Annotated in this window: 9 protein-coding genes and 2 tRNA genes; 5 read left to right on the top strand and 6 right to left on the bottom strand. The window is 62.6% G+C overall.

What is annotated here, in order from left to right:
* Positions 1-328 precede the first annotated feature (328 nt).
* From BLT65_RS25335 to pgi, 3 genes are all read left to right on the top strand, one after another.
* Complete coding sequence (locus BLT65_RS25335) at positions 329-1630, top strand: FAD-dependent oxidoreductase (RefSeq protein WP_042312280.1); 1302 nt, start codon at positions 329-331, stop codon at positions 1628-1630.
* Between the two features lie 107 nt (positions 1631-1737).
* Entirely contained in the window at positions 1738-3315 is a 1578-nt protein-coding gene (locus BLT65_RS25330) for an NAD(P)H-hydrate dehydratase (protein ID WP_091782343.1), read from the top strand.
* A 269-nt stretch (positions 3316-3584) separates the two neighbouring features.
* Positions 3585-5207, top strand: coding sequence for a glucose-6-phosphate isomerase (gene pgi / locus BLT65_RS25325; RefSeq protein WP_091782341.1), 1623 nt, complete (start codon positions 3585-3587; stop codon positions 5205-5207).
* A 72-nt stretch (positions 5208-5279) separates the two neighbouring features.
* Here pgi and BLT65_RS25320 read toward each other — a convergent pair whose 3' ends face one another.
* Positions 5280-5966, bottom strand: coding sequence for an ABC transporter ATP-binding protein (locus tag BLT65_RS25320; protein WP_042312273.1), 687 nt, complete (start codon positions 5964-5966; stop codon positions 5280-5282).
* 1 nt (position 5967) lies between these two features.
* Between BLT65_RS25320 and BLT65_RS25315 the strand changes: the two genes are divergently transcribed.
* A complete protein-coding gene (locus BLT65_RS25315; RefSeq protein WP_425273148.1) occupies positions 5968-6696 on the top strand; it encodes an arylesterase in 729 nt (242 codons plus the stop codon).
* A 141-nt stretch (positions 6697-6837) separates the two neighbouring features.
* Positions 6838-7179: a hypothetical protein gene (locus BLT65_RS25310; protein ID WP_007585909.1), complete on the top strand. Its 342-nt coding sequence runs from the start codon at positions 6838-6840 to the stop codon at positions 7177-7179.
* Between the two features lie 100 nt (positions 7180-7279).
* On the opposite strand, the gene BLT65_RS25305 is transcribed toward BLT65_RS25310, so the two are convergent.
* From BLT65_RS25305 to lon, 5 genes are all read right to left on the bottom strand, one after another.
* On the bottom strand, positions 7280-9208 hold the full coding sequence (locus tag BLT65_RS25305; protein ID WP_091782336.1) for a SurA N-terminal domain-containing protein: 1929 nt from the start codon (positions 9206-9208) through the stop codon (positions 7280-7282).
* Between the two features lie 98 nt (positions 9209-9306).
* Positions 9307-9383: transfer RNA gene (locus BLT65_RS25300), tRNA-Asp, on the bottom strand.
* A 41-nt stretch (positions 9384-9424) separates the two neighbouring features.
* Positions 9425-9500: transfer RNA gene (locus tag BLT65_RS25295), tRNA-Val, on the bottom strand.
* A 70-nt stretch (positions 9501-9570) separates the two neighbouring features.
* The gene (locus tag BLT65_RS25290) at positions 9571-9843 is read right to left on the bottom strand and encodes an HU family DNA-binding protein (protein WP_007585907.1); all 273 of its coding nucleotides are present in this window, start codon (positions 9841-9843) and stop codon (positions 9571-9573) included.
* Positions 9844-10218: 375 nt separating this feature from the next.
* Positions 10219-12636, bottom strand: a complete 2418-nt coding sequence (gene lon / locus BLT65_RS25285; RefSeq protein ID WP_091782333.1) for an endopeptidase La — start codon at positions 12634-12636, stop codon at positions 10219-10221.
* Positions 12637-12655: the final 19 nt, after the last annotated feature.

Raw genomic sequence — 12655 nt, 5'->3', positions numbered from 1 at the left:
CCGGCAGACCTGCCCCACATGACGCTCCGCGCGCTTTGGCGCCCTGTCCCAGATGGCTGCATGCCTCGCCGGCAATACGCCGCGCCATTTCGAGATGCGTTTCTGGCCGTTCGTGGTAGGCGAATTGCGCGTTCCTTATCACCGCTTGTCCAACGCGCGCGCCGCTGTCGAGCGATCCTTCCCGCGCCGAACGGCAGCGTGCCGAACGGGTCGTTTGACTGATATCATTCGGCCTTTCATCAGATCGGTGCAGCATCGGCTGTCGCGCTGCGCCGCATGTCACGTCATACGCCTGGCCCACGCGTGCCGCCGGCAACACGAATTAACCATGGATGTCATTGTCATTGGCGGCGGGATCGTCGGCGTCGCCACCGCCTATCAGCTTCGTGCGGCCGGTCACCGGGTGTGCGTCGTCGAACGGCACGCCACCGTCGCGCAAGGCGCCACTTACGGTCACGGCGGCACTTTGCTGCCCACCCCGCTCGATGTGTGGTTCGGCCCAACCTTCATGCAGCACCGCCAGGCAGCCAAAAGCGGCGTGATCAAGAAGACGGGCTTCAACGGGCAGGTGCGCGATTTCGTCCGCACGCTCGCGGCGCTCGCCGAACCCGAGGCGTTCCAGAAGCAGTTTTCGCTGCTGCGTCCGCTGATCGAATCGGCGCGCCAGTCGCTCGCGGACATCGAACATCACTTCAATCTGGAGTTCGAGCAGTCGAAGGGGCAGCTCTATCTGGTGCGCAGCCAGCAGGACTGGGACCACACACATGCCGCGCTCGACCTGCTGCGCAAGTTCGAAGTGCCGCATCACGTGCTGAGCCCGCAGGAATGCCAGACCATCGAGCATTCGATTCCGCTCGAGCCGCATTTCGCGGGCGGCGTGCTGTTCGACGACGAAGGCACGGCGAACTGTCCGCTGTTCGCGAAGTTGATCAAGCAGACGCTCGATTCGCAAGGTGGCGTGCAGTTTCAATGCGGCCGCGAAGTGACGGGTATCCGCCTCGACAATCAGCGTGCGGCCGTCGAACTGGCGCCTGCCAACGGCGAATCGTCACGCTCGCGCGAAGTCGATGTGATCAGCGCGGATGCCGTGGTCGTCGCTGCGGGTGTCGGCAGTCTCGCGCTGCTGGAAAAGCTCGGGCTGAATCTGCCGCTGCATCCGCTGCGTCTGCACAATCTCGTCGCGCCGATCGCACGTGAGGAGTTCGCGCCCCATACGACGGTGATCGATGCAGTCAAGCGCATCACGATCACGCGCAGCAACCATCGGCTGCGCATTGCAGGCGGCGCGGTGCTGCAAAGCGCGAGCCAGTCCCGGCTGCCGCTGCCGGAGCCGCTGACGAAGGAAGCGCTCGCGCTGCTCAGCCAGGCGACGCACGACTGGGTGCCGGGTTCGGCGCGCATCTCCGCCGCGTTGCCGTGGGAAGGCGTGAAACTGTTGTCGCCGGACGGCCTGCCCGTCACGGGCAATGCGCTGCATCCGCGGCTCTTCGTGAACGCGGCGCACGGTCCCGTCGGCTGGGGCCTCGCATGCGGTTCGGGAAAGCTGATTGCGAGCCTCGTGTCCGGCGCACCGTCGGAATTGCCGCCTGACACGATCGCGGCGCTTCGCCCCGAACGCTTCAACGGATAACCCCTTCCGGCACGGGACGGTCATTCGTCCTATGCCATTGCGCGTGCTGGCGACAGCACGCGCAATGCCACTACCATGGGCGTACCCTGTTGCTCTCGTACGCTGCCATGACCGATACCTCCTTGCCTTTCCTTCACGACGTTCTCGTCAAGCCGTATGACAGGCCGTTTCCGCTTCTGAGCGTCGCCGAACTGCGCGCGCTCGAAAAAGATGCCGAGGCGACGCTGCCCGCGCACACGCTGATGGGCCGCGCAGGACGCGCGGGCGCGCGTTTTCTGCTCGAACGTATCGAACTTGACGGTACGACCAATCGGCACGAGCCGGTATGGCTCGTAGCCGGCCCCGGCAACAACGGCGGCGACGCGCTCGTCGTTGCGGCTGAACTGCATCGCGCCGGTATCACCGTCGAAGTCTGCATGCCCGTCGAAGTGAAGCCCGACGATGCCCGTTGGGCGCTGGCCGAAGCACGCGCGGCAGGCGTGCCAATTTCGACCGCCGTGCCGGACTCGTTCGACGATTACAGCTGGGTTGTCGACGGCATGTTCGGCATTGGGCTGGCACGGCCACTGGACGGCGTGTTCGCGTCGATTGCCGGGCGGTTGTCCGCGCGTGCGAAAACACGCGGCCGCGTGCTCGCGCTCGACGTGCCCAGCGGGCTGGACGGCGATACGGGTAACGTCGTCGAAGGCGGCGACGCCGTTCGCGCGACGCACACCGTCACGTTCATTGGCGCGAAGCCGGGTCTCTATATGGCCTCGGGACGCGACCTTGCGGGCGATGTGACCATCGCCCGCATCGGCCTTGAATGGCCGCTCGAACCGCAAGTCCGGCTCAACGGGCCTGCCCTCTTCATTCCGCATTTCCCGCCGCGCGATTACTCGACGCACAAAGGCACGTTCGGCAGCATGGCCGTCGTGGGCGGCGATACAGGCATGTGCGGCGCGCCGATTCTCGCGGCGCGCGCGGCGCTGTACGCGGGCGCGGGCAAGGTCCACGTCGCGTTTCTCGGCGCGGGCAGCCCGCCCTACGACCCGCCCCATCCTGAACTGATGCTGCATCCGCTCGACGACCTGCCGCTCGCGGAGATGGACGCGTTGTCGATTGGCTGCGGAATGGGCAAGCGCGAGCGCGCTGTCGGCGTGCTGCGCGACGTGCTGTCGCTCGACGTGCCGAAGCTGCTCGACGCCGATGCGTTGAATCTCATCGCCGGTCACACCGACCTCGCCGCCGCCGTGAAGCAGCGCGGCGAGTCCGCGAACGATCCGTGCGTGCTGACCCCTCATCCGCTCGAAGCGGCGCGCCTGCTCGGCACCGACGCAAAGAGCGTGCAGCGCGATCGGCTGGAAGCGGCGCGCGCACTGGCCACGCGTTACGCGAGCGTCATCGTGCTGAAAGGCACAGGCACGGTGATCGCGGCGCCGGACGGGCGCATTGCCGTCAACCCGACAGGCAATGCGGCGCTCGCGACAGGCGGCACGGGCGACGTGCTCGGCGGCCTGATCGGCGCGCTGCTCGGACAAGGTCTTCCGCGCTACGAGGCAGCACTTGCGGGCGTCTTTCTGCACGGTTTTGCCGCCGACGCGCTCACCACACGCGGCAAAGGTCCAGCTGGCCTCACAGCGGGCGAGCTCGCGCCGATGGTGCGCAAGTTGTTGAACCGGCTCGTCTATCCGTTGCAGGATTGACGGCCTGCGCGTGCCGCCGGGACCGTCCCGCTATCTGGCGACGCGTCCCATCTATCCCGGCTGTCATCCTGGCCCGCTATACTGATTGACTGCGTAGTGCGGCCGTCCATCGGCCGCGACGCGAACCGCAGACGCCCGCTGACGGGGCACGAGACACGCCGCCGCGCATCCGGCGACCGTACCGCTCAGCCAACCGCGCGTCTGCAGATCACCCCCGGCACGCCCGATGCGCGGCCGGCCATTCGTTTTCCTTCGTTAGACGGACGGTTATGACTCTCAACTCGCTCCCCGCCTGGAACTCGCTGCAAACACACTACGAACAGATTCGCGATGCGCGCCTGCGCGACTGGTTTGCACCCGAGAACGATCCCGCGCCGACGCGCGCCGAACGGTTCACCCTTGCCGGCGGCGGTCTCGCAGCCGACTTCTCGAAGAACCGCATCACCGACGAAACGCTGAAGCTGCTCGTGCAACTGGCGCGTGAAGCCAACGTCGAAAAACGCCGCGACGCGATGTTCGCGGGCGACATCGTCAATCCGACGGAAGGCCGCGCGGTGCTGCATACGGCGCTGCGCGCCAGCAATCCGAATGCGCCGTTCTACGGCAAGATACAGGCCGAGCGCGCCAAGATGGCCGCGTTCGCCGACAAGGTCCGCAGCGGCGAATGGAAGGGCTATACGGGCAAGCGCATTCGCTATGTCGTGAACATCGGCATCGGCGGTTCGGACCTCGGGCCGAAGATGGTCGTGCATGCGCTGCATCACCTCGCCACACCGGACATCACCACGCACTTCGTATCGAACGTCGACGGCGCGGACCTGTATCGCGTGCTGACTGAGATCGATCCGGAAGAAACGCTGGCCATCATCGTCTCGAAGACGTTCACGACGCTCGAAACGATGACCAACGCCAATTCGCTGCGCGACTGGTTCGTCGAGAAAGGCTGCCCTGAAAACGAACTGGCGAAGCACTTTGTCGGCGTCTCGGCGAATCCCGCCGAAGTCGTCAAGTTCGGCATCGCGCAGGAAAACGTGTTCGAGATGTGGGACTGGGTTGGCGGCCGCTATTCGCTGTGGTCGGCTGTGGGCCTGTCGATCATGATCGCCGTCGGTCCGAAACAGTTCGACGAACTGCTCGCCGGTGCAAACGAGATGGACGAGCATTTCCGCAGCGCGCCGCTCGATCGCAACCTGCCCGTGCTGATGGGCATGATCGGCATCTGGTATCGCAACTTCTTCGGCTCGCAAAGCTATCTGGTCGCGCCGTATTCGGAAGCACTGCATTTCCTGTCGTCGTACCTGCAGCAGCTCGAAATGGAAAGCAACGGCAAGCAGGCGTGTCTGGACGGCTCGTTCGTCACCTACGATACATCTGCCGTCACGTGGGGCGAGCCGGGCACAAACGGCCAGCACGCGTTCTTCCAGATGCTGCACCAGGGGCCGACCATCGTCCCGATCGACTTCGTCGCCGTGCTGACACCCGAGCATCCGCTTGTGTCGCATCATCCGAAGCTGCTGGCGAACTGCTTCGCGCAAAGCGAAGCACTGATGCTCGGCCGCACGCGTGAAGAAGCCGAAAAAGTGGCCGGACCGGACAAGGCGGAACTCGTGCCTCACATCATGTTCCCGGGCAACCGTCCCACCACCACGCTGCTCGTCGATGCACTCACCGCCCGTTCACTCGGCGCGCTGATCGCGCTGTACGAACACAAGGTGCTGGTGCAAGGCACGGTCTGGAACATCAACTCATTCGACCAGTGGGGCGTCGAACTGGGCAAGATCCTCGGCAAGGTCGTCGAGGCGGATATCACTAGCGCAAGCCTGGACGAGAAGAAGCACGACTCGTCGACGTCGGCACTGATCGCGCGCGCACGCGCGGCACTGAAGCGCTGATCCTTCGTTCAGCGGCGTGAATGCAAACGGGCCTTCAACTTGAAGGCCCGTTTTTTACGTCGTACCGTGCGATCAGATCAGGCGCCCTGCTTCGATCGTCACTGTCGTATCGCAGCGGCGCGCAAGCTCGACGTCATGCGTAACCAGCACCAGCGTCGCGCCGTTCGCCCGGTTCATCTCGAACATCAGATCAATGACGGCATGGCCCGTTGCGGCATCGAGGCTGCCCGTCGGCTCGTCGGCGAACAGAATGGCGGGATGCGTGGCGAACGCGCGGGCCAGCGCCACGCGTTGCTGCTCACCGCCCGACAGCAGCTTCGGATAATGCCGCATGCGCTCGCCGAGACCCACCTGCGTCAGCAGCGTCCGTGCGCGCGCGTGAATGTCGCGCGCTGACAGCTCGCCTTGCAGCTCGAGCGGAAGCGTGACGTTCTCAAGCGCGGTCAGATGCGGCATCAACTGGAAGGACTGAAACACAAAGCCGACGGAGCCATTGCGCAGCGCGGCGCGTCCGTCTTCATCGAGTTCCGTCAGCTCGCGGCCGAGCAGACGAACCGACCCCGAGGTCGCGCTGTCCAATCCGGCAAGCAGTCCGAGCAGCGTAGACTTGCCGGAACCCGACGCGCCGACGATCGCCACCCGGCTACTTGCCTGAATCGACAGGTCGATGTTGTCGAGGATCGTCAGCTCACCCGTCGCATCCTTAACCTTCTTGCATAAACCCCGTACTTCGATGACTGGATCGGTTTTCTTTTGCATGGTGAAGCGTAGGTTGAAAATGCGCGCCGTTGCGTCGTTCACGGCGCTGACTGCGGCGTGTTTTCCCATCGTGTTCGCCGCGACTTTTTCTGCGTCCGCCCAGGCCGCCAGCAACACCACCGCGGCCGTTGCCATGGCGAACCCCACAGGCAGCAATACGCAACAGGCGAAGCCGACGATCATCGTGCTCGGCGACAGCCTCTCCGCCGAGTACGGCCTGCCTCGCGACACCGGCTGGGTTTCGCTGATGCGTCAGCGTTTGTCGAGTGAGCGAATCGATTATAACGTTGCAAATGCGAGCATCAGTGGCGACACGACGAGCGGCGGGCGCGCCCGCTTGCCCGCCTTGATGCAGCGGCTCAAGCCCGCCATCGTGATCGTGGAACTCGGCGCCAACGACGCGCTGCGCGGCGTCCCGCTCGACACCACGGAAGACAATCTCCGCACGATAATCGAACAGGCGCAGCAAGGCCACGCGAAGGTCCTGCTCATCGGCATGTACGTGCCACCCAATTACGGCCCTGACTACACGCAAAAGTTCCACGGGCTCTACGGCCAATTGTCGAAGCAGTTGCGCGTGCCACTCGTCCCATTCCTCCTTGCCGGAATCGAAGACAAGCCGGACATGTTCCAGTCCGATCAGATTCATCCGACCCAACGGGCACAGCCCCTGCTACTGGACAACGTGTGGTCAGCGCTGAAGCCGCTGCTCCGCACCTCGTCTCAGTGAAAGTGAAAGCGCCATCAGGTGTTACAGCGCGCTAACAACTTGTTTCCGAATAATGGGAACGTGATCACCCATGGTCGATCAGACAGGTTCGTCTGCATTCGACATCCGGCTCCATGTGAGCGATTTCTGGAAGGAGATAACGTGAAATACTTACCGATTATCGCTATGGCCGTCGCCATTTCCGCTTGTGCCGCGCAACCGCCCGCCGGTGTGCAATCGGTTGGCACCAGCCAGCAGCCGCCGAAGGTCGTCGGCCAGTGCATTGCCAAGAAGTGGGCTGACAAGACCCAGCAGCAGGTCGTCGCGCAAGATACATTGGCCAACGACGCAGCGATGGACGTCTACGTACCCGGCCAGCAACCGCCGAACGGCGCGGCTGCCGTCGTGCGGCCGAACTATCAGGGCTCCGGGACCTGGGTCGGCTTCCGCGCCGCGGGCGGCGCCGGCAGCGACGCAACGGGCGATATCAGCGCCTGCCTGTAATCCTTCCCAACGCTTCTCGCAAAGCAAAAAGCCCCGCAGCGTGCGGGGCTTTTTTTGTGGTGTCTCAAGAAGCCGCACGCATGCGGCTCCCTGGACCGGCTTATTCGCCTGACTGCGGGTTGTCGAGCGAACCGTACATCTTCACCTTCGACCGCGTGCGCACTGCATCCAGGTACGACTCGGCCTCAGCCTGTGCATTCACCGAAGCGATCTGCTGCTGCGCCGACGCCAGACGCTGCGCATCGGTCGGCGCGGGTTGCACGACAGCGTTCACGCGATAGATCGCATAGCCGTCTGCGCCGAGGTCGACACCGACGTACGCCGGCAATTTCTGCGCATCGACCTTGTAAATTGCGCTCAATGCGGCGGGCGGCACACCTTGCGCGTCACTGCGCGACACCTTCAGCGCGGACGAGAAACCCTGCGTCGACTTCGACTTCTGCAGGTCCGCCAGCTTCGCCGCGCCTTCCTTACGCGCGAGATCGGCAGCCTGCTGCGCGACCACCTTCTGACGCACGGCATCCTTGACGGCCGCGAGCGCGGGCACGGCGGCCGGCTTGTAGTCGGTCACGTGTGCCGCGATCAGCGTGTTGTTGCCGACGTCGATTGCCTGCGTGTTGTTGCGGTCCTTCGCCGAATCGTTCGCAAACACGGCCGCGAGGAATTTCGGGTTGTTGAGCGGGCTATCCGGCGGCAACGCGCTGCTCGGCTGCGGCGTAACCGTCGCCGTCTGGATCTGCAGCTTGTACTTGTCCGCGGCCGGTTGCAGGCTCTTCGACTGTTCGTAGACGGTCGACGTGAAGCCTTCCGAATCGTCGCTGAATGCCTTCGTGGCGAGCTGCGCCTTGAGATCCTTTGCGATCGAATCCTTCACTTCGTCGAACGGCTTGGTCACCGACGGCTTCACGTCCGTCACCTTGACGATGTGATAGCCGAAGTCCGACTGGATCAGATCGCTGATCTCGTCCTTCTTCATCTTGAAGACGGCGTCGTCGAATGCCTTGCCGCCCGCGATCATGCCCGGGCTGAAGTAGCCCAGATCGCCGCCCTTCGACGCCGAACCCGGGTCCTGCGAATCCTGCTGCGCAAGCTGCGCGAACTGGTCGGGATGCGCCTTGATCTGCGCGAGGATTTCCTGCGCTTTCTGCTTTGCCTTGTCCTTGTCGGCGGCGCTCGCGTCTTTCGGCGCCGAGATCAGGATGTGGCTCGCGCGCACTTCACCCGCCGTACGGTAATGGGCGATGTTGTCGTCGTAGTACTTCTTGAGATCTGCGTCGCTCGGATTCGCCGATGCCGCGATCGTCGCGGGCGACATCACGAGATACTGGATCGTGGCCGTGGCGGGCGTCGCGAAGTCGTCGCGATGCGCATCGTAGTACGCCTGAATTTGCGCATCAGTCGGCTGCACCTTCGACTCGTACTCCTTCGAGCGGAACGCGAGACCCTGCACTTCGCGCTGTTGCTCGGCGAGTTCGGTCAGATGCTGCGCGAGCGTCTTCGGCGTGAACGAGGTCTGCGTGATGGCTGCGGGCAACTGTTGCATCGCCATGCTGTAGCGAACCTGCTCCTGGTATTGATCGGGCGTGATGCCCTGCATCGCAAGGAGTTCTTTGTATTTGTTCAGGTCGATCGAGCCGTCGGGATTCTTCAGCGAGCCGATGACGGGATCGGCCATCAGCGCGCGACGCAGTGCATCGTCAGAGACCGTCAGATGCAGACGTTGCGTCTCATCGGCGAGCACGCGCTGCTGGATCAGCCCGTCGAGCATTTCCTTGCGGCGCTCCGGCGTGTCGAACATCTTCGGGTCGAACTGCGCGCCGAGCATCTGACGCGCGCGGTCCATCTGCTGACGCCACGCGTTGTCATATTCGCCGCGGGTGATCTTGTGTCCGTTGACGCTAGCGACATTCGCGCTCTCGTCAAAAAAGCCTCGGAACCCTTGGATACCGACAAAACCCAAACCCGGCAGAATGACCAGGATGAGCATGAACATCATCAGACGTTGGTGATTGCGAAAGAAATCGAGCATGCTTGAGGAGGCAGAAGTCGGATGCCAAAAACGGAACGCCCGATAGTACAACAGCGGGCAATAAAAAAGGCGAACCGGAGTTCGCCTTTCTAGGATACTGGCGGAGTGGACGGGACTCGAACCCGCGACCCCCGGCGTGACAGGCCGGTATTCTAACCGACTGAACTACCACTCCTTATGCTGCATACACCGCAGCGTGTCACTTCGATCTGGAACTGGTGGGTGCTGAGAGGCTCGAACTCCCGACCTACGCCTTGTAAGGGCGCCGCTCTACCAACTGAGCTAAGCACCCGCTCCGAGATCGCCGCTGCCTGACTTTTGATGCCGACTCACATCGACATATTCATCAAGCAGCGAGCCCATTAGTTTAACGCATCCTTCAGAGCTTTGCCAGGCCTAAATTTAGGAACCTTGGCTGCCTTGATCTTGATTGCTGCGCCCGTGCGCGGATTGCGACCCGTGCGTGCCGTGCGCTTGCCAACGGCGAACGTGCCGAAGCCGACCAGCGTAACCGAACCACCCTTTTTCAACGTGCCTTTGACGCCACCGATCACGGCATCCAACGCGCGACCTGCTGCCGCTTTCGAAATGTCGGCTTGCTGCGCGATGTGATCGATCAATTCCGTTTTATTCATTCCAAGCCCCCGAGAATGTAGTTGGCCAATCATGAAAGCGCTTATGCGCCCGGTTATATACGGCACGGCAGAATTTGCCGGCCACTCATTAGAATGGGCCGAAACCCTTGTGTCAAGCGGGATTGAGCCTGATTCGAGGGGCTCGTCGAGCGTCTGTCGATGACAAACTCTTGCAAGGCGATCGATGCGGATACAACCAGTTTGCCGCGTGTCTTCGCGCATCCTGGATAGCGGGTGAATTGATCTATCGACGGCAATTGATTAAACGTTTGCGTCCCTTGCGCGAGCAATAAAAAAACCCGCGGACGAGGCCGCGGGTTCTTGTTCGCTGAAGACTGAGTGAGCCGTTAAGGCGCTCAGTACTTTGCGTTTGGCTTAGTGCTTCACGACATCGCTTGCGCCAGCGTCTTTCGACTCACTAACGGGCGCAGCCGCCTTCGGCTCTTCTTCCGGCAGCGGAGCCGGGCCATGTTCCAGCGCCAGTTCCAGTACCTTGTCGATCCAGCGGACGGGCACGATCTCGATCGCGTTCTTCACGTTGTCCGGAATCTCCGTCAGATCCTTGACGTTTTCTTCCGGGATCAGCACGAGCTTGATGCCGCCGCGATGCGCTGCCAGCAGTTTCTCCTTCAGCCCGCCGATCGGCAGCACTTCGCCGCGCAGCGTGATTTCGCCCGTCATCGCGACATCCGCGCGCACGGGGATGCCCGTGAGCACCGACACCAGCGCCGTCGTCATCGCGATACCGGCAGACGGACCGTCCTTCGGCGTCGCGCCTTCCGGCACGTGGATGTGGATGTCCTGCTTCTCGAACGCTTCGTCCTTGACACCAAGACGGCGCGAACGCGAACGCACTACCGAGCGCGCGGCTTCGACGGATTCCTTCATCACGTCGCCGAGCGAACCCGTGCGGATCACGTTGCCCTTGCCCGGCATCACGGCCGCTTCGATCGTCAGCAGATCGCCGCCCACTTCCGTCCACGCGAGACCCGTGACCTGGCCAGTCTGGTTTTCCTTCGCGGCCAGACCGAAGTCGTACTTGCGTACGCCGAGGAACGTGTCGATGTTCTTGCCGTCGACGGTGACTGCCTTGTCTGCCTTCTTCAGCAGAAGCATCTTCACGACCTTGCGGCAGATCTTCGAAATTTCACGCTCGAGCGAACGCACGCCCGCTTCACGCGTGTAGTAACGAATGATGTCGCGGATGGCGGTTTCCGTGACTTCGATCTCGCCAGGCTTCAGGCCGTTGTTCTTCTTCTGCTTCGGCAGCAGATAACGTTGCGCGATGCTGACCTTCTCGTCTTCCGTGTAGCCCGACAGACGGATCACTTCCATCCGGTCGAGCAGCGGCGGCGGAATGTTCAGCGAGTTCGACGTCGCCACGAACATCACGTCCGACAGGTCGAAGTCCACTTCGACGTAGTGGTCGGCGAACGTGTGGTTCTGTTCCGGATCGAGCACTTCGAGCAGCGCCGACGACGGATCGCCGCGGAAATCCATGCCCATCTTGTCGACTTCGTCGAGCAGGAAGAGCGGATTGCGCACGCCGACCTTGGTCAGGCTCTGCAGGATCTTGCCCGGCATCGAGCCGATGTACGTACGACGGTGGCCGCGAATCTCGGCTTCGTCACGCACACCACCCAGTGCCATGCGCACGAACTTGCGGTTCGTTGCGCGCGCAATCGACTGGCCCAGCGACGTCTTGCCGACGCCCGGCGGCCCGACGAGGCACAGGATCGGCGCCTTCACCTTGTCCACGCGCTGTTGAACCGCGAGGTACTCGAGAATGCGTTCCTTCACCTTCTCGAGACCGAAGTGGTCTTCGTCCAGCACGCGTTCGGCATTCGAGAGGTCGTTGTTGACCTTGCTCTTCTTGCGCCACGGCAGGCCGATCAGCGTGTCGATGTAGTTGCGCACGACGGTAGCTTCCGCCGACATCGGCGACATCAGCTTGAGCTTCTTCAGCTCGGCGTCGGCCTTCTTCTTGGCTTCCTTCGGCATGCGCGCAGCGGTGATGCGCTTCTCGAGTTCTTCGAGATCCGCACCCTCTTCGCCTTCGCCCAGTTCCTTCTGGATGGCCTTGACCTGCTCGTTCAGGTAGTACTCGCGCTGGCTCTTCTCCATCTGACGCTTGACGCGTCCACGGATGCGCTTTTCGACCTGCAGAATGTCGATCTCGGCTTCGAGTTGCGCGAGCAGATGCTCGAGACGCTCGATGACCGGGAACATTTCGAGAATCTGTTGCTTCTGGTCGAGCTTGAGCGGCAGATGCGCAGCGATCGTATCGGCAAGACGCCCGGCTTCATCGATACCCGACAGCGACGTCAGAATCTCCGGCGGGATCTTCTTGTTCAGCTTCACGTACTGATCGAACTGCGACACGATCGCGCGACGCAGCGCTTCCGTTTCAGCGCTATCGGCGTGGTCGGGCTCGAGCGGCATCACTTCGCACGAGAATTGCGTTTCCTGCTCTTCGATCGACAGCGTCTTTGCGCGCTGCAGACCTTCGACCAGCACCTTCACGGTGCCGTCGGGCAGCTTGAGCATCTGCAGGATGTTGGCGATACAGCCAACTTCGTACATGTCCTTTTCGGTCGGCTCGTCTTTGGCCGCCGTTTTCTGGGCAACAAGCATGATGTGCTTGCCACCTTCCATTGCGGCTTCCAACGCCTTGATCGACTTCGGGCGACCCACGAAGAGCGGGATCACCATGTGTGGGAAAACGACTACGTCGCGCAGCGGGAGCAGCGGGAGTGTGACGCGTTCCGGCGGGAGGAGTTGGGTTCCTGACATTTCATTTCCCCATGAGTGG

The organism is Paraburkholderia steynii, assembly GCF_900100565.1.
In the GTDB taxonomy this organism is placed as follows: domain Bacteria; phylum Pseudomonadota; class Gammaproteobacteria; order Burkholderiales; family Burkholderiaceae; genus Paraburkholderia; species Paraburkholderia terrae.
The sequence above is the reverse complement of the archived record's forward strand: the minus strand, read 5'-3'. Positions and strand labels throughout refer to the sequence as shown.

Bases quoted from the DNA above. Each gene is read 5' to 3' on its own strand.
- BLT65_RS25330 (WP_091782343.1), top strand. From the start codon at position 1,738: ATGACCGATACCTCCTTGCCTTTCCTTCACGACGTTCTCGTCAAGCCG.
- BLT65_RS25305 (WP_091782336.1), bottom strand. From the start codon at position 9,208: ATGCTCGATTTCTTTCGCAATCACCAACGTCTGATGATGTTCATGCTC.
- lon (WP_091782333.1), bottom strand. From the start codon at position 12,636: ATGTCAGGAACCCAACTCCTCCCGCCGGAACGCGTCACACTCCCGCTG.
- BLT65_RS25335 (WP_042312280.1), top strand. From the start codon at position 329: ATGGATGTCATTGTCATTGGCGGCGGGATCGTCGGCGTCGCCACCGCC.
- BLT65_RS25320 (WP_042312273.1), bottom strand. From the start codon at position 5,966: ATGCAAAAGAAAACCGATCCAGTCATCGAAGTACGGGGTTTATGCAAG.
- BLT65_RS25290 (WP_007585907.1), bottom strand. From the start codon at position 9,843: ATGAATAAAACGGAATTGATCGATCACATCGCGCAGCAAGCCGACATT.
- pgi (WP_091782341.1), top strand. From the start codon at position 3,585: ATGACTCTCAACTCGCTCCCCGCCTGGAACTCGCTGCAAACACACTAC.